Genomic DNA, 17,337 nt, shown 5'->3' with positions numbered 1-17,337 from the left:
GTTAATTCTCAGATTGTTGGTTTGCCTGCAGAGAGTTGTTTCTGGTGTTCCTGACGAGCGTCAACGCCATTTCAATGGCAGCATGTATGCTGCCAGGATCGGCCTGTCCAGTTCCGGCCAGCTCCAACGCCGTACCATGATCCACTGATGTGCGAATAATGGGCATTCCAAGGCTGATATTCACACCATGGCCAAAACTGGCATGTTTGAGTGTCGGCAATCCCTGATCGTGATACATGGCAAAGATGCAGTCATATTTCTTGAGTTTGGGAGGATTAAACAGAGTATCCGCCGGTAGCGGACCCAACAGATTCATCCCTTCATTACGCAGTTTTGTCAGCACTGGAATAATAATGTCGATTTCCTCACGGCCAAGATGCCCGGATTCTCCAGCGTGAGGATTCAGTCCTGCCACGGCAATGCACGGATTTTTAATTACAAACCGTGTGACCAGATCATGATGAATAATACGCAACTTTTGTTCCAGTCGCTCAGGCGTAATCGCAGCAGGAACATCTTTAAGCGGCAAATGGGTTGTGGCAAGAGTAACGCGCATACCGGCACCGGCCAGCATCATAACGGCATGGCTGTTTGTCAACTCTGACAGATATTCAGTATGCCCGGAGAATGGAATGCCTGATTCACTGATAATGCCTTTATGTACCGGCGCCGTGACTATGGCATCGGCCTTGCGGGTGCTGCAGGCTGCTACCGCCAACTGTAATGTTGTCAGTACATAAGCTGCATTGCCAACATCCAGCTGACTTGTTACCACCGGGTTTTTGACGGGCACATGCAGTACATGTACAAACCCCGCTTTATGTGGCGGCAGGCAAGGCAAATCGTCTATCGAATCAACTTCCAATACCTGCAAAGGTAATCTCAGTTTTTCTGCACGCTGTTCCAATACGTTGCGATCAGCGATAACTGTCAGTTGATAAGGCAGATCCTGTTGTGCGACTTGCACGCTTAAATCCGGGCCGATACCAGCGGGTTCACCGGCAGTTACCACCAATCTTGGGATGGAAGCAATTGTCATATTGAAGATCCAGCCAGTAAATCAAGCCTATCTGTAAAAAAGATCACTTCATCATTGTTGTACATTCGCTCAGATGCCTTCAACTTTATATTCCACATAGGCCTGATCTCTGAGCTGCTGCAACCATTCCTGCGTAACGGCATCTGCTTTGCGTGCATGGATAGTCTTGCGCGCTGTTTCACGCTGTTTCTGCTCGCTTACATCTTGTGAGCGCCGCTCAATGACCTTGATCAGATGCCAGCCAAAAGATGTGCGCACGGGTTGGCTGATTTGCCCTGGCAGCAATGCATTCATCGCTTGTTCAAACTCAGGCACGGTATCTCCTGGAGAAACCCAACCCAGATCTCCCCCGGCAGATGCACTGGCATCTTCCGAATGCGCCTTGGCCATCTCCATAAAATCCGCCCCGTTATGAATGCGTTCCATGATTTGATCAATTAGCTGGTGCGCGTCTTCTTCAGAAATTATTTCACTGACCTTGATTAAAATATGCTGTGCATGCGTCTGTTCAATGATTGTTACCGACTTTTCCTGTTGTCGGCGTTCGAGCAACTTAAGAATATGAAACCCAATCGGGCTGCGTACCACAGGAGTAATCTCTCCCGGTTGCATTTGCAACAGCAATTCAGCAAAGGGTGAACCTATCTGGCCAAGTGGGCGCCAGCCCAGCTCACCTCCCTGCATCGCATCCGTTGCATCGGAATATTCAGCAGATACCTGTGCAAAACTGATGCCTTGCCTAAGATCTTCATAGGCTGCCTCGGCACGTTTGTGGCGTGTATTGATCTGTGCCTCATCCATCTGTTCTGAAGTCTGCACCAGGATATGCGCGATGCGATACTCTTCGTTAGCCGCCGGTGAGTTAGCCTGATTTTCCAGAAAGTTATCGATTTCACTCTCGGTTACATTGACACGGCTGTTTATTTCCTGTTCTTTCAGTCGGGACATCAAAATTTCATCGCGAATTTCATCCCGGAATAGGCTTAAATTAGTTCCTTCCTGCAAAAGCACCTGCCGGAACTCATCCATGGTAAGGTGGTTATCTTGAACAATCCGGCGCAAGGTTTGATCAAGATCGTTGTCACTAACAGATAACCCGACTTCCTTGGCGCGTTGCAGTTGTATTCGTTTGATGATCAGGCGTTCCAATAACTGTTTCTCCAGAACCTCCATGCTAGGCAACTGTATATTCTGTTTCTGCAATTGCTGGATTGTATTTTGCAGCAGCTCATTAGTTTCCTGCTGGGTGATCACTTCCTCATTAACCACAGCCACAATACGATCAATTGGCTTGATGTCGTTCCCGGGATGGAAATTTTGTGCAGAAATATTTACCACCCACATAGTGGTAAAAGCTCCGATCAATGCGAACTTTCCAAACTTTGACTGTATAAACTGGCTTAATCGGATCATTGCAAGTCTGTCCTTACGTAACCTGGAATACTCTGTTGCAGCACACGTATCGGATTGGTACCGATTCTCATTAAATCGTTCAATTCCAGTTGAACGAAAATATTGGTTGAGGTTTTTTGTGTTGCCGTCGTAAAGCGGCTGGCTACCAGGCGCAGTGACCAGCAGCAGGCGTTATATTCAAGACCTAGCAGGCCGGCAAGCAGCTTGTCATTTTTCAAAGAATAATTGATAGCGGCAAAGCCCTGCCATCTTTTCAGGAAAGGCCACTGAGTAGACAAGTCAACCTGTTCCAGAACATCCCTGGTAAAACGATAGCCAGCGTTTATAACCTGACCTGGGGCCGGGTTATAGCTGATGCCGGTACGAATTTTTTCTATCAGCAGGTTATTCTGGTTAAGCTGTATCCCTGCGTCAGTCTTGACATGCTGTGCAAGACTACCGGAAAGTTCTGCAATAAAATCGGATCCTGCCCTTGTGACCTGGGGTGAGGTTAGCAAGACCCGGCGATCGCTGAAACGAATTCTTTGCCCTACAGAAAAGCGCAGGCGTTCATTACCGGTCGCTGAATGAATCAGGCGTGAACTCATTGCCAGCGTAATTTCATTGGCATCATTGATTCGATCTTCACCACTAAACCTTTTTTCCATGAACAGCTGGGCAAAACTAAAGTCCATTTCTGCCGAATCAAAGTTGGGTAACAGCCGCTGTTCTCTGTATGGAATATAGGTATAAAAAACGCGTGGCTCCAGGGTTTGAATAAAATTCCCACCCCCTAATGTCATATCACGCTCCAGTACCACGCCGCTATCCAGGCTGAATATCGGCACAGATCGGTCAGGATGCTTATCATTTGTGCCTGGAAAGGCTGGTGTATTCAAATCATATTTTGTGTAGTGCAGCCCCACCCGTGGCCGAATGAAACCAAAGGAGTTTTCTAGTGGCAAAGCAACACTGGGGAATGCTGTAAAACGTAAACCATGCGGTAATGTCGGGTGAGAAAAGTGCGTAAAACTGCTGGCAAGGTCGAAATCCAGACCATAGACATTACTTTTCACCGCGTTCAGTGTGAATCGTGGCAGGATTTTGAAGGGTGAAATAATAGGCGCCCTGGGGTCCTGAACTGTCTGAAATTGTTGCATAAGTGTACTGAATGTGAGCATGCCATTGCGGCCCAGTTCACTGAAATAACTTGCCGTTGCCTGTTGCAGCAGGTTGACTTGAGAAGTAAACAGAATATTGTTACCCAGATCCCGGAAATAATTGTGATCAGATACCCGGTTGTAGTTCAACGCCCCAAACCACCCAGATCCAAGAAATTGGGAGTGATTAAACTGTAAGCCATAGCGCGTTGTATCGGTTACCAGATCATTCGGCAAATAATCAAACTGTAAACGGCCACCGAGTCCCTGTCCGATGTAGCGAAACTCGTTATCCAGCATGACACCACGCCTGCTCATGAGGCGCGGCGTAATCGTGGCATCATAATTGGGTGCAATATTCCAGTAAAAAGGAACTGATACTTCGACTCCGCTTCTACTTGTGTTACCCATAATAGGCGACAGAAAGCCGGTTTTTCGTTCCTTGCTGAAGGAAAAGTTCATCCACGGTAGGTAAAGAATCGGCACATCCTTGAACCGGATTGAAGCATGGCGTGCAGTTCCTACTTTTTTTTCATTATCTATTTCCAGATCATCCGCCAAAATGTACCAGTCATGATTATCTTCCGGACAAGTGGTATAACGCGCTTTCTTGATTCTGTACTGATTTTCTCCTTCTAGTAGCAGCAGGCTCCCGCTGCCCCGCCCATTTCCACCCTTGAGAGCGTAGCGAGGATCACGCAACTCGCCAATATCGGTCTGTAGATTCATCTGCAGGAAGGTACCCCATAGCGTATCGTCAGGGCGCTCAAGCAGCGCATTACCTTTCACCTCCACATCTTCTGTATCCTGATAATATTTAACGTGATCGGCTGATAATGTCTGATCACCACGACGCATCCGCACATTGCCGGTTGCCTCAATTTCCTGCTGATAATGCCCATCGATCCGATCAGCTTCAATATGAACCGGTTGAGATTCGCCTGATCCGGATAATTGCTCCGCATTCACGAATCGAAGCGGCAGCAGCAACAAGCAGATGTACAGTATTAAATGTAATTTTGACAGAAGACTCATTCAGGACCAGGACTTAAATGGATTTTTTCTGGATGTCTTTTAATAAAGGCACCATTATCCGGTAATTATCCCGGGTGGATAATCGGAACAAAGGTCTGGTTGCTGGTGATTTTGGATATATCCAGGTAAAAACACAGTTACACTTTAAAGCAGGAAATACGTCAAAGAAGGACATTTCCACATATTTTGATTAATTCTTTGTATAACTCGATTGTTTCAATGTCCGATTTGATGCCTGAATTGAGCACCATTTTTTCATCTAATGGCTTGCTCGCCCGCAATATACCAGACTATCGCTCACGCACCCAGCAGCTGGAGATGGCACAAGCTATCGCACACGCAATAGAGAACCAGGAAATTCTGGTTGCCGAAGCGGGTACAGGCACAGGAAAAACCTTTGCCTACCTGGTGCCGGCGTTATTGTCGGGAGGAAAAGTTATTTTATCCACCGGTACCAAGACATTACAGGATCAGCTTTTCCAGCGTGATATCCCAACTATACGTGCTGCGCTGAAAGTCCCGGTAACGGTTGCACTATTAAAGGGACGTGCCAATTATATCTGCCATTATCATCTTGAACGCACATTGAATTCGGATCACGCTCACTTTGCTAACCGTACTGAAGTAAAATATCTCAATCTGATTAAACGGTACGCCAATACCAGCAGCCACGGTGATAAAAGCGGGCTGGACAAGGTACCAGAACAGGCGGCTATCTGGCAGCATGTTACTTCCACGCGGGAAAATTGTCTGGGATCAGATTGTCCGCATTACCGACAATGCTTTGTTATGGAAGCGCGCAAACATGCATTGTTGGCAGATATGATTGTCGTTAATCATCACCTGTTCTTTGCGGATGTCATGCTGCGTGATGAAGGATTGTCCGAGTTACTGCCCGCTTGTAATACCGTGATATTTGATGAGGCGCATCAGTTACCGGAAGTGGCCAGCCTGTTTTTTGGTGAATCAATCAGCACTGGCCAGATAGTGACTCTGGTGCGTGATATCCATACCGAGGCTCTACTCGTTGCGCGGGAATTTACACCATTGTTTGATGTGCTGGCTGCGGCAGAAAAAGCTGCACTGGATATCCTGCCGACAATCACTGAAAAGCATGCGCGCCTCTCCTTCGCAACCGCCGCACAGCGGCCTGGATTCAGTGAGGCGCGGCAAGTACTACAGGAAAAACTGGTACAACTGGCTGATTTGCTTGAAACCCAGGCTGTTCGTTCTCAAGAATTACAAAACTGCTGGCTGCGAGCGCAAGCTATTCTGAACAAAATCAGACAATGGCACGAGCAATCCGAATCCGGCAAAATTATCAGCTGGATTGAGACCTACAGCCAAAGCCTGCAATTCAATACCACGCCTTTGTCTATCGCAGAAACATTCAGCAGGCAGCTCAATACCACAGCACGTGCATGGATCTTTACCTCTGCTACGCTATCAGTCAAAAAGGATTTTTCCCATTACAATCGAATGATGGGGCTGGCTGAAGCCAAAACCGCCAGCTGGGATAGCCCGTTTGATTTCCCTAATCAGGCACTGCTTTATGTGCCGACTCAGTTGCCTGATCCAAATACACCGAATTACACCGAGAGCATCATCCAGGCAGTGTTGCCGGTGATTAAGGCCAGCCGTGGGCGAGCATTCATTTTATGCACCAGTTTGCGCAACATGCAGCAGATCCATGAGTTACTGCAGGATGCGTTCGAGCAGGAGCAACTCGAATATCCGTTATTACTGCAAGGAGAAGAAACCCGCTCTGCCCTCCTGAATCAATTTCGTAAACTGGGCAATGCCGTCCTGGTGGGCAGCCAATCTTTCTGGGAAGGTGTGGATGTACGCGGCCGCGCACTTTCACTGGTAATCATTGACCGGCTACCTTTTGCCTCACCAGATGATCCGGTATTATCTGCCCGCATCGAAAAATATACGCAGGAAGGTCGTAATGCGTTTATGGAATACCAGCTGCCACATACTATTATCAATTTAAAACAGGGTGCTGGTCGGTTGATACGGGATGAGTATGATCGGGGAGTATTGATGATTTGTGATCCGCGTCTGATATCCAAACCCTATGGCAAACGAATCTGGCAAAGTCTGCCACCAATGAAACGCACTCGTGATCTGGATGAAGTAACACATTTTCTGGCTGCTGTTTAATGTCATTCCATTCCAATTGTTTATCTTTGTCGGACAGCACTATTTTTGGAGATATACGATGACAACATTTAGGCGTGTTTTTACCTTTGCAATTTTGCTGTGGATCGGATCAGCGATCGCTGATGGTGATCATCACCCTGCCAATAACATTGATCAGGAAAAACTCGGAAAGGTACATTTCCCGGTATCCTGCACACCTACTGCACAAAATCAGTTTGATAAAGCTTTAGCGATGCTGCACTCATTTTGGTATGACGAAGCCGAAAAAGCTTTTCAGAGAGTCATCTCTATTGACCCAAACTGCACCATGGGGTACTGGGGTATCGCAATGAGTCTTTATCAGCAATTATGGGCGACCACCCCCACAACAGAAGAAGTACAACGGGCACGTAACGCCCTTGCACAAGCACAGTCATTACCAATCAAAACGGATCGGGAAAAAGCCTATCTGGATGCGATTGCTACCATCTATCCAGCAAAGGATGATGATCGTGATTACAGCTCGCGCAAACTGGCGTATGAGCAGGCCATGAAGCGTATTACTGAACAATTTCCAGACGATAATGAAGCTACATTATTTTACGCATTAGCACTGATTTCAAATGTCTCGCCAGACGATAAAACTTTCGTCAGGCAAAAACAGGCGTTACAGTTACTGCAACGTGTCTTGAAGGATGAACCGCAACACCCTGGTGTCGCTCACTACATCATCCACAGTAGCGATTACCCTGAGCTGGCAGAATTCGGACTCGATGCTGCGCGGGCATATATGGATATTGCACCCACCGTACCGCATGCTCTACACATGTCATCCCATATCTTTGTTCGCCTGGGTCTATGGTCGGATGTGGTGCAATCCAATCTGGCAGCGCACCAGGCTTCACAGGAACACACGTCTGGCAATTACGGGGACGACATTCACGCTAAGGATTTTCTGTTGTACGCTTATTTACAATTGGGTGAAACAGAAAAAGCACGTGCAATTATGCAGGAGATATTGGCAACTGATCAGGCGCATCCGCATAACACCACAATCGCCTATGCCTTTGCCGCTATTCCAGCACGTTTTGTTGCTGAACGCGGTGATTGGCATGCAGCGACCAAACTAAGTGTTCATCCAACGGATTTTCCGTGGCAGCAATTCGGCTGGTGTGAAGCACTTACCCACTTTACTAAAGGAATGGGTGCCGCCAGAATTGGCAATATAATTGAGGCAGAAAAAAGCCTGAAACGATTGGAGACATTGCGTGATCACGATCATGCAGCACATCAGGATTACACTGCTGGTCAAATTGAAATTCAGCGACTGGCTGTTGCTGCCTGGATTGCAGCTGCAAAAAATCGATCTGAAGAAGCATTGCAACTGATGCGTGCGTCAGCTGATCTGGAAGATTCAACTGAAAAAGATAATGTCACACCCGGCTCTATTATTCCAGCTCGTGAGTTACTCGGAGAGTTATTGCTGACAATGAATCAACCGGAAGCAGCACTAAAGGAACTGGAAACCTCATTGCAACGCACACCCAATCGTCGTAATGGGATCTCACTTGCAGCGCAAGCAGCCAGGAAAGCAGGCGATCTATCCAAAGCCGACCAGTACGAACAGCAATTTCAGGCACTGTAGCAGAGGCTCTTTCTGATATTTTCTGGATTCTGATGGATAAAGCTGCGTACGATACTTGCTGCATGCAGGCTTCCGGGGAGCGTTTTATTCTGCAGTAGACACAACAATCAACATGCGAATGAATTCCATGATCTCGGGGCGAAACACATCGTTATGGCCCGCAATCAGTTGCTTATCGACTTTTACATTCAGGTAGGGATTGTGAATTACTGTGCGCCTCAGACTTGTCAATTCTGTTCTGCCAAATTGTATTGATCCTTCTGGTAGCTGACTCTCCCAGATCGTTTTGGCTTGATTGATCATAAGCCGGCTCCATGCTTGCGCTGATGGGATGTAATTCATGGCTTTGCAGAGGCTCGAAATGGCCAACTGTCTGGCGATCTGCAGCGCCTTCGCTATAATAGGAGAGTGGCAGGTTGCAATCATTACGATTGATTGTGCTGTGAGTTTCAAAGAGGGTTGAGAAAATCCGGCCAGCGGGAAAAGCATATTTGGTCGCATAATCAGCTTCAGAAGTCAAAACAACCAACCGTGGCGGTTGATTCTGGAAATAGCTGCAGCGTGCCTGTGCCAGATCATAAAGAGGTGCATATTTGAGCGCTTCAAAGGCTGGATTGAGCAAGACCACAAGATCTCCAAACCCTTCCGCATTACCGACATAGTTCTTGTTGCCAGCGCTGTTGACAAAGCGATCGGCGAGAATCTGGGCGGTGGCACTATAAACTGCTGCTCCACCAAGGCTATGGCCTATGACCACAAGACGACTTTTTACCGGTGGCTCCTGAGTATTCTTGACATTACGGATCTCTTCCAATCGCAATAACAGTTCAGTCATGCCAAGATATCCCACTTCATGGGCCGTATTCTTGCGATCCCAGAAAGTAGCATCTTTTGCTAACGGCACATCAATTGATTCCCCGCGCCAGCCGACATAAACACCCACGACTTTGCGCGGCGTTCTGCCAGAATGCTGCAGTTGATTCTCAACCTTACTTAGCTCGGCCAGACTGTGTTTGAAACTTTCTACATTGGTATCACCTGGACTGGCATTATGATGCCAGCCATGAACAAAAACATTGATTAACAGGCTTTCTTTTGAAGCTAGTGCGTACAACGCATTCAGCAGTGCCTGCATTTGTGCACGGTTACGAAGTTGCCCCTGATCATCAATTTCGACAAAACCGAGCAAATATTCCTGATTTGTTTCCTTGTTGTGCTGCTGAATAGAATAAGATTCACATGATTTTTGAGCTGTCACCACACAACTGCTGAAGTTGTTGTGGTAGATTTCATTAGAGGAACAAGCAGATAGCAGCAACGCAAACGATGCGGCCAGCAACAATTTTTTTGTTGTATCATTCATTTCTTAATCCCCTATGCCCAATATCCCGGCGCATCTGACAGCCATCGAAATGAATGCTCTTTGCAATGGCATAAGCGCGCGACCGTGCCTGCTGGATGTCTTCACCTAAAGCAGTCACTCCCAACACCCGTCCACCGGCGGTCAGGATTTTCTCTGGATTTTCGCTATTTGCAGTAGTTCCGGCATGAAAAATATGAAATTTATCATCCGCATCCTGATTCGCCATCATTACATCCAAGCCGTGAATAACATCATTTTTCCGTGGGCTATCAGGATAGCCTTGTGCCGCCATCACGACACATAATGCAACTCTAGGATCCCACTCAACATTGACTTTATCCAGTGTGCCATTGATCGCATGATCCAGCAAAGAAAATAAATCAGTTTTCAGTCGCAGCATGATGGCCTGGGTTTCCGGATCGCCTAAGCGACAGTTAAATTCTAGCACCCTGATATCACCCCGGGATGAAATCATCAATCCCGCATAAAGAAATCCGGTATAAGGTTGTGATTGTTGTGCCATCCCTTCGATCACGGGCATGATGACTTCCCGCATTATTTTTTCATGCAGGCCAGGAGTAATAACCGATGCCGGAGAATAGGCACCCATGCCACCCGTGTTTGGCCCTTTATCATTATCCAACAAACGTTTGTGGTCCTGACTGGTAGCCAGAGGCACAACATTCTGTCCATCCGACAAGACAATAAAGCTGGCTTCCTCCCCTTCCAGATATTCTTCGATCAAGATATGTGCCCCTGCAGCCCCTAATTTATTATCTACCAGCATGGAATCGACAGCTGCATGTGCTTCATCCCATGTCTGCGCGACAATCACACCCTTGCCGGCTGCCAACCCGTCAGCCTTGATGACAACAGGCAAAATATGCTGATCGAGATAGTGATGGGCAGCAGCAGCATCGCTAAATGTTTCACCGGCAGCGGTTGGAATACCATGGCCAAGCATGAATGCTTTGGCAAAGCTTTTGGAGCCTTCTAGCTTTGCGGTATTTTGGGTTGGGCCGAATATTTTCAGCCCCGCAGCCTGAAAGATATCAACGATACCATCCGTCAATGGCGCTTCCGGACCTACTACAGTCAAATCAATTTTTTCCTGCCGGGCAAATGCCAGCAAATCAGAAATAGAAGTTACCGGAACATTTTCCAATCTGGCTTCCAGTGCTGTTCCGGCATTGCCAGGTGCGACAAAAACCTTCTTGACCAATGGAGATTGAGCCAGTTTCCATGCCAGAGCATGCTCTCTGCCGCCACTGCCGACCACAAGTAATTTCATCTGACTATCTGAATAGAATTTAAGGGTACAAGTTGACGGGAAGCAAAAAAGAAACGTAATCTGCTAATGTCTGAAATGTCTGATACCAGTAAAGATCATGGCTATCCCTTGTTCGTTGGCGGCAGCAATGACCTCTTCATCGCGAATACTGCCACCTGGTTGGATGACAGCCTTGGCACCTGCCTGGGCGAGCACATCCAGGCCATCCCGAAATGGAAAAAATGCATCCGATGCAACGACAGATCCATGCAAATCAAGATGAACCTGTTCTGCCTTAATTGAAGCAATACGGGCACTGTCCACTCGACTCATCTGTCCGGCACCAATGCCAAGTGTTTGGCCATTGCTACAAAATACAATGGTGTTGGATTTGACAAACTTTGCCACTCGCCATGCAAATAGGCAATCCTCAATTTGTGCATCCGTTGGCTTTACTTGTGTCACCACTCGTAACTGATTAGCCGTGAGATTAAGATCGTCCGGTGTTTGAACCAGTAAACCACCATCCACACGCTTCAGATCATACAGATTGCCATGCGCGCCCAATGGAACGGTCAGTACCCGAATATTGGATTTTCCTGCCAGAAGTTGTCTGGCTTCCATGCTGAATTCCGGTGCAATAATCACTTCCACAAATTGTTGCAACATTGCTTTAGCCAGATCAGCTTCGACTGCACGATTAATCGCGATAATGCCGCCAAAGGCTGATACCGGGTCGGTAGTAAATGCTTTCTTGTAAGCAGCAAGCGGATTATCAGCAATGGCGACGCCACAAGGATTGGCATGCTTAATGATAACGCAGGCGGGTTTATCGAAAGTTCTGACACATGCTAATGCCGCATCGGTATCAGCAATATTGTTATAGGACAGTGCCTTCCCCTGGAGCTGGTTATAGTCTGCCAGGCTGCCTGTTATATCTGCTGCATCACGATAAAACGCTGCCTGCTGATGAGGATTTTCTCCATAACGCAAAGACTGAGTTAATGTGAAACTGAGATTGAATTGATCCGGAAATGGTTTGCACTGGCCGGTTGAGGGTTCCAGTGCCGTCAGATAATTGCTGATTGCCCCATCGTAGCGTGCAGTATGCGAAAAAGCCTTTTGCGCTAACTTGAAACGATAATCATGATCAACTGATCCATTGTTTGATCGTATTTGTTCCAGCAGTGGTTCATAATCCTGCGGGTCGGTTACAACGGTAACACGCTGAAAATTCTTGGCAGCTGCCCGGATCATAGTAGGCCCACCGATATCAATGTTCTCGATTGCCTCTTCAACTGTACAGTCTTGCCGGGCGATTGTACTGGTAAACGGATACAGATTAACCACTACCAGATCAATCGCTGGAATTTGTGCCTGTGCCATTGCCTGCTGATGTGCAGGCAAATCCATCCTGGCAAGGATCCCTGCGTGTACCTTGGGATGCAGCGTCTTAACCCGTCCATCCAGCATTTCGGGGAAGCCAGTATAGTCGCTCACTTCTACGACGGGAATACTCGCTTCCTGCAGCAATTTTGCAGTCCCGCCGGTTGAAAGAATCATAATATCGAGTTGATGCAGAGCCGAGGCCAGCTCAACCACGCCTGTTTTGTCTGAAACACTGATGAGTGCTTGTTTAATACTCATTTGAAAAAATTATCCGATCTGATGTTTGGTTAGCCGGTTACGCAAAGTATTACGATTGATGCCAAGTAGTTCAGCCGCCTTACTTTGATTGCCTTGTGCATGATGCATGGCAACTTCTATTAATGGTTTTTCCACACTACGTATCACTATTTCATAAATAGGGCATGGTTTTTCACCCTCCAGATCGCGAAAGTAAGCCTCTACTGCTTTACGAACACAGAGTGCAATTTCATTTTCATTAATAACAGTCATGCCTCAAGGATCTCTTCGTCAATATAGGTAAGTGTTTGGCTCCGATCAGCCTGCTCATGGAAAAACTGATGGGTGGCTGCCAATTGTTCCTCAACCGATGCAAGCCGGTTCATGGCATGGCGAAAAACAGCAGAACCTGCCAACCCACGGGTATACCAGGAGATATGTTTGCGGGCGATTCGCACGCCTGAATATTCACCGTAGAACTGATAAAGCTCTTGCAGATGGTCAATCAAAACACGATGAATTTCAGCTACTTCAGGTAAAGGTAAAAAATTGCCTGTTGCCAGATAATGATTGATTTCCCGAAAAATCCAAGGTCTACCCTGGGCAGCACGACCTATCATGACAGCATCCACTCCCGTGTATTCAAGTACTTCTCTAGCTTTCTCCGGTGTATTGATATCGCCATTGGCAATCACAGGAATATTGATGGCTGCTTTGACGGTCGCGATGGTGTCATACTCAGCCTGCCCCCGATAGGCACAAGCACGTGTACGCCCGTGTATAGTCAGTGCCTGGATACCTGCACTTTCAGCAATTCGGGCAACTGCAACTGCATTTTTATGCTGCGTATCCCAGCCGGTTCTGATTTTCAGGGTGACCGGAATATCCACAGCCTGCACGACTGCCCCAAGAATTTTGCTGACCAGATCTTCATCTTTCAGCAAAGCTGATCCTGCCATGACATTGCATATTTTTTTGGCTGGACACCCCATGTTGATATCAATGATTTCGGCACCATGATCCGCGTTGTGGCGCGCAGCTTGTGCCATCATGGCTGGATCAGCGCCTGCAATCTGTACCGAAACAGGTTTCATCTCTCCCTCATGACAAGCACGGCGCAGGGTTTTTTCAGAGCCATATAACAGGGAGTTACTGGAAATCATTTCAGACACCGCCATCGCAGCGCCCATCCGCTTGCACAATTGTCGGAAAGGTCGATCTGTCACTCCTGCCATGGGGGCAACAATCAATTTATTTTTAAGCGTATAGGAGCCAATTTGCATAAACAGGTAAAATCAGGTTAAAAACGTCAGAAGAAAAATTCCATAGCTGCTAGCTGGTTTTGGCTGTTAATGAAAATTATTGAAAAATCAGATCCAAATTTTAATCCGGAACTGGATTATCAGATTTTTATAGCACACCAGCGTGTTTCGCTTATTCTAGTAATCAGTTTTTTGTACCGAATATCATTTGCCGTGCAACCAGGCGTTTTGCGGGCGGCAGACAATCCAGAACAGTCAATCCTATTCCGTTGCAAGTTTGTATCAGTGGCAAATCGGCTGTAAACAGTTTTATCAGGGAATCCGTAAACACTCTGCCCATATGCTTGTCACGCTGGCGCCGTTTGCTATAGACAGACAGCATTCTGCTTGATCCTGGCTCACCAGGCGCACCAGAAGGGATGTGACTAATTTCACTGGCCAGCTCCCATGCGTCTCTCAATCCAAGATTAAAACCCTGCCCGGCAACCGGATGGAGTGTTTGTGCAGCATTGCCTATTATTACTGACCGATGGCCGATAATTGTTGACGCATGTTTGAGTATCAGTGGGAAACTTGATCGCTTACCTGCGTGAATAAAATTACCCAGACGATCTCCAAATTGTTCGTGTAAATGCAGCAGAAACAGTCTGTCATCAAGCCTCAGTATTTTTTTTGCTTCGGCAGTCGGCATTGTCCATACCAACGCATATTTATCGCCAGATGGCAGCAGAGCCAATGGCCCGTTCAGGGTAAAACGTTCAAAAGCTGTTCCTGGTCGGGACGATTCGGTTTTGACGTTAGCCACAATCGCCGTATGCCGGTAATCATGAACACGATAACGGATGCCATCAATCTGCTCCGCAAGTTTTCCACCATCCGCCAGCACCAGTAATTTGGCTTGAATCTGTTTTTCTGTCTCATTTTGCCGGTATGTTATCCGGGCTTGTTGTTGACCTGTCTGTATGGTCGTAACCAGCGCATTTGTTCGGTATACGACACCATAATCTCGCACGGATCGACCCATGGTATGGTAAAGGTTATGATAATTGACCACATAGCCCAGTGCTGGAACTCCTGCATCATCAGGCGTAAGCACGGTATGGCCAAAATGACCGAAATTCGAAATATGAATTGTGGTAATTGGCGTAGGTTGTGTCAGATTTTTCCAAATACCCAGGTGTTGCAGAATTAAACGGCTACCATATGAAAGAGCTAGCGGTCGCGGATCGTCCACTTCTTCTGGTAACTCACGTGCTTCAAGCAGCAAAATCGAGAGCTTATGTTCACGCAATGCTAATGCCAGGGCCATTCCAACCGGACCGCCTCCAACAATGACAATATCGAATTGCTGATCAATCATGACCGTTCATATAAGCAATAGAATCATGCAGACAGATTGATCACAGACATTTGGACTTGTGATCTATCGATAACGGAACTCAGCAGATCTGGCGTGTGCCTCAAGCCCCTCCCCCTTTGCCAGAATAGATGCAATCTTGCCTAACCTGGATGCTCCCTCGGCTGAAACTTGAATCAGGCTGGTACGCTTCTGGAAATCATAAACACCCAGTGGAGAGGAAAAACGAGCCGTACCGGAAGTGGGAAGTACATGGTTGGGGCCAGCACAATAATCTCCCAGTGCCTCACAGGTATATCGCCCAAGGAAAATTGCGCCAGCGTGCCGAATACTGTCTACCCATTGTTCTGGCTGATCAACGGATAACTCCAAATGTTCAGGTGCAATCCGGTTTGCAATCAGACAGGCTTCCTCCAGATCACGCACTTTGATCAATGCACCACGATTTTCCAATGAGGTACGAATAACCTCCCGGCGTGGCAGTGTATTGATTAATCTGGCCATACTTTTTGCTACTGTATCCAAAAAAGTTTCATCTGGGCAAAGCAGAATTGATTGTGCCTGCTCGTCATGTTCTGCCTGCGAAAACAGATCCATCGCAATCCAGTCAGGGTCGGTCTTTCCGTCGCAAATAACCAGAATTTCCGATGGCCCTGCCAGCATATCAATTCCAACCTCCCCGAATACATGCCGCTTTGCCGTTGCCACATAGGCATTGCCCGGACCAACAATTTTATCTACTTTCGGAATGGTTGCCGTGCCATAAGCCAAGGCAGCAATTGCCTGTGCCCCCCCAATAGTGAAAACACGATCTACTTCGCAGATTGCAGCTGCCGCCAGTACCAGCGGATTTTTTTCTCCTCCTGGTGTTGGGGTTACCATAATCAGTTCATTGACACCGGCTACCCGGGCAGGAATTGCGTTCATCAGCACTGATGATGGGTAGGCTGCCTTACCACCGGGCACATAGAGCCCGACACGATCCAGCGCAGTAATTTTCTGTCCCAGTCGTGTGCCGTCTGGCTCAACATAATCCCATGACTGGGCTAGCTGTTTTTCATGGTAGAGATGTATATGGGAAGCAGCCTGTTCCAGGGCCTCGCGTTGATCACGACTCAAGGCTTCCAGAGCAGATTGCCATTGATTCCGAGGTAATTCAACCTGATCAATCCGAGTTATATCTAGATTATCAAACCGGCGTGTCAGCTCAAGTAACGCTTCATCTCCGTATTTCCTGATCTGATTCAGGATATGAATCACTGTCCGATCAATCTCGTCATCAAGAGATATCTCAAAACTCAATAGTGATCTAAGTTCTTCTTGGAAATCAATATCTGAGGACGACAGCCGCCTGATTTGAATCATAGTAATTAAGAGTTGAGAGGACTACACATTTGCGGGGATTGCTGCATTAAACGCTTCTAACAAAGGTTGTATTGTGGGATTTTTCAGCTTCAGCGCCGCCTGATTTACAATCAGGCGAGCTGAGATTGGCATAATTTCCTCGACGGCTTGCAAACGATTTGCTTTGAGTGTTCCGCCAGTCGAAACCAGATCAACAATTGCATCCGCCAAGTCAACAAGCGGGGCAAGCTCCATTGAACCATATAATTTGATCAGATCGACATGCATCCCTTTTGCAGCAAAATGGCTGCGCGCGGTTTTTACATATTTGGTAGCCACACGCAAGCGCGCGCCCTGAAAAACTGCCGAAGCATAATCATAGCCGTCTCGCACTGCAACCATCATATGACAGCGGGCGATTTTTAGATCCAGGGGCTGATACAACCCGACTCCATCATGCTCCAGCAGCACATCTTTCCCGGCCACGCCCAAATCAGCAGCGCCATACTGTACATAGGTTGGCACATCTGTAGCCCGCACCATAACGAGTCTGACATCGGGACGGTTGGTCTCAATGATCAGTTTACGGGAAGTATCCGGATCATCCTGCGGGATAATGCCGGCAGCTTCCAGAAACGGAATAGTATCCTCAAAGATTCGCCCCTTGGAAAGAGCTATGGTGATATCCGGCATCAATAG

Annotated in this window: 13 protein-coding genes; 2 read left to right on the top strand and 11 right to left on the bottom strand. The window is 47.3% G+C overall.

Going from position 1 to position 17,337, the window contains the following annotated elements; translation table 11 throughout:
• Window position 1: 1 nt before the first annotated feature.
• From pdxA to ACZ5EJ_RS05630, 3 genes are all read right to left on the bottom strand, one after another.
• Window positions 2-1,039, bottom strand: a complete 1,038-nt coding sequence (pdxA, locus tag ACZ5EJ_RS05640) for a 4-hydroxythreonine-4-phosphate dehydrogenase PdxA (RefSeq protein ID WP_011634293.1) — start codon at window positions 1,037-1,039, stop codon at window positions 2-4.
• A gap of 69 nt (window positions 1,040-1,108) precedes the next feature.
• Complete coding sequence (locus ACZ5EJ_RS05635) at window positions 1,109-2,383, bottom strand: peptidylprolyl isomerase (RefSeq protein WP_011634292.1); 1,275 nt, start codon at window positions 2,381-2,383, stop codon at window positions 1,109-1,111.
• 65 nt (window positions 2,384-2,448) lie between these two features.
• Window positions 2,449-4,560: an LPS-assembly protein LptD gene (locus ACZ5EJ_RS05630; protein ID WP_242500232.1), complete on the bottom strand. Its 2,112-nt coding sequence runs from the start codon at window positions 4,558-4,560 to the stop codon at window positions 2,449-2,451.
• A gap of 297 nt (window positions 4,561-4,857) precedes the next feature.
• Between ACZ5EJ_RS05630 and ACZ5EJ_RS05625 the strand changes: the two genes are divergently transcribed.
• Together ACZ5EJ_RS05625 and ACZ5EJ_RS05620 are read left to right on the top strand one after the other, a co-directional pair.
• Window positions 4,858-6,792: an ATP-dependent DNA helicase gene (locus tag ACZ5EJ_RS05625; protein WP_464557719.1), complete on the top strand. Its 1,935-nt coding sequence runs from the start codon at window positions 4,858-4,860 to the stop codon at window positions 6,790-6,792.
• 58 nt (window positions 6,793-6,850) lie between these two features.
• Window positions 6,851-8,416: a hypothetical protein gene (locus ACZ5EJ_RS05620; protein ID WP_276817925.1), complete on the top strand. Its 1,566-nt coding sequence runs from the start codon at window positions 6,851-6,853 to the stop codon at window positions 8,414-8,416.
• Window positions 8,417-8,588: 172 nt separating this feature from the next.
• Here ACZ5EJ_RS05620 and ACZ5EJ_RS05615 read toward each other — a convergent pair whose 3' ends face one another.
• The 8 genes from ACZ5EJ_RS05615 to hisG all read right to left on the bottom strand — a co-directional run bounded on the left by ACZ5EJ_RS05615 (window position 8,589) and on the right by hisG (window position 17,331).
• Window positions 8,589-9,779, bottom strand: a complete 1,191-nt coding sequence (locus ACZ5EJ_RS05615) for an esterase (RefSeq protein WP_464557653.1) — start codon at window positions 9,777-9,779, stop codon at window positions 8,589-8,591.
• Window positions 9,772-11,070, bottom strand: coding sequence for a phosphoribosylamine--glycine ligase (purD, locus tag ACZ5EJ_RS05610; protein WP_464557651.1), 1,299 nt, complete (start codon window positions 11,068-11,070; stop codon window positions 9,772-9,774). Before purD ends, ACZ5EJ_RS05615 begins: the two co-directional genes overlap by 8 nt.
• 63 nt (window positions 11,071-11,133) lie before the next feature.
• Complete coding sequence (gene purH / locus ACZ5EJ_RS05605) at window positions 11,134-12,696, bottom strand: bifunctional phosphoribosylaminoimidazolecarboxamide formyltransferase/IMP cyclohydrolase (RefSeq protein WP_074684523.1); 1,563 nt, start codon at window positions 12,694-12,696, stop codon at window positions 11,134-11,136.
• 9 nt (window positions 12,697-12,705) lie between these two features.
• A complete protein-coding gene (locus tag ACZ5EJ_RS05600; protein WP_011634284.1) occupies window positions 12,706-12,948 on the bottom strand; it encodes a helix-turn-helix domain-containing protein in 243 nt (80 codons plus the stop codon).
• The gene (gene dusB / locus ACZ5EJ_RS05595) at window positions 12,945-13,958 is read right to left on the bottom strand and encodes a tRNA dihydrouridine synthase DusB (protein WP_074684522.1); all 1,014 of its coding nucleotides are present in this window, start codon (window positions 13,956-13,958) and stop codon (window positions 12,945-12,947) included. The genes ACZ5EJ_RS05600 and dusB overlap by 4 nt, the downstream gene beginning before the upstream one ends.
• Window positions 13,959-14,121: 163 nt before the next feature.
• Entirely contained in the window at window positions 14,122-15,297 is a 1,176-nt protein-coding gene (locus ACZ5EJ_RS05590; protein WP_011634282.1) for an FAD-dependent monooxygenase, read from the bottom strand.
• Window positions 15,298-15,360: 63 nt separating this feature from the next.
• Entirely contained in the window at window positions 15,361-16,659 is a 1,299-nt protein-coding gene (hisD, locus tag ACZ5EJ_RS05585) for a histidinol dehydrogenase (RefSeq protein ID WP_011634281.1), read from the bottom strand.
• A 21-nt stretch (window positions 16,660-16,680) separates the two neighbouring features.
• Window positions 16,681-17,331: an ATP phosphoribosyltransferase gene (gene hisG, locus ACZ5EJ_RS05580; protein WP_011634280.1), complete on the bottom strand. Its 651-nt coding sequence runs from the start codon at window positions 17,329-17,331 to the stop codon at window positions 16,681-16,683.
• Window positions 17,332-17,337: the final 6 nt, after the last annotated feature.

Source organism: Nitrosomonas sp. TNE100 (assembly GCF_055387135.1).
This window is presented reverse-complemented; position numbering and strand designations above follow the sequence as displayed.

Coding starts and splice junctions, on each gene's coding strand:
- pdxA (WP_011634293.1), bottom strand. CDS start 1,039: ATGACAATTGCTTCCATCCCAAGATTGGTGGTAACTGCCGGTGAACCC.
- ACZ5EJ_RS05635 (WP_011634292.1), bottom strand. CDS start 2,383: ATGTGGGTGGTAAATATTTCTGCACAAAATTTCCATCCCGGGAACGAC.
- ACZ5EJ_RS05625 (WP_464557719.1), top strand. CDS start 4,858: ATGCCTGAATTGAGCACCATTTTTTCATCTAATGGCTTGCTCGCCCGC.
- ACZ5EJ_RS05620 (WP_276817925.1), top strand. CDS start 6,851: ATGACAACATTTAGGCGTGTTTTTACCTTTGCAATTTTGCTGTGGATC.
- ACZ5EJ_RS05615 (WP_464557653.1), bottom strand. CDS start 9,779: ATGAATGATACAACAAAAAAATTGTTGCTGGCCGCATCGTTTGCGTTG.
- purD (WP_464557651.1), bottom strand. CDS start 11,070: ATGAAATTACTTGTGGTCGGCAGTGGCGGCAGAGAGCATGCTCTGGCA.
- purH (WP_074684523.1), bottom strand. CDS start 12,696: ATGAGTATTAAACAAGCACTCATCAGTGTTTCAGACAAAACAGGCGTG.
- ACZ5EJ_RS05600 (WP_011634284.1), bottom strand. CDS start 12,948: ATGACTGTTATTAATGAAAATGAAATTGCACTCTGTGTTCGTAAAGCA.
- dusB (WP_074684522.1), bottom strand. CDS start 13,958: ATGCAAATTGGCTCCTATACGCTTAAAAATAAATTGATTGTTGCCCCC.
- ACZ5EJ_RS05590 (WP_011634282.1), bottom strand. CDS start 15,297: ATGATTGATCAGCAATTCGATATTGTCATTGTTGGAGGCGGTCCGGTT.
- hisD (WP_011634281.1), bottom strand. CDS start 16,659: ATGATTCAAATCAGGCGGCTGTCGTCCTCAGATATTGATTTCCAAGAA.
- hisG (WP_011634280.1), bottom strand. CDS start 17,331: ATGCCGGATATCACCATAGCTCTTTCCAAGGGGCGAATCTTTGAGGAT.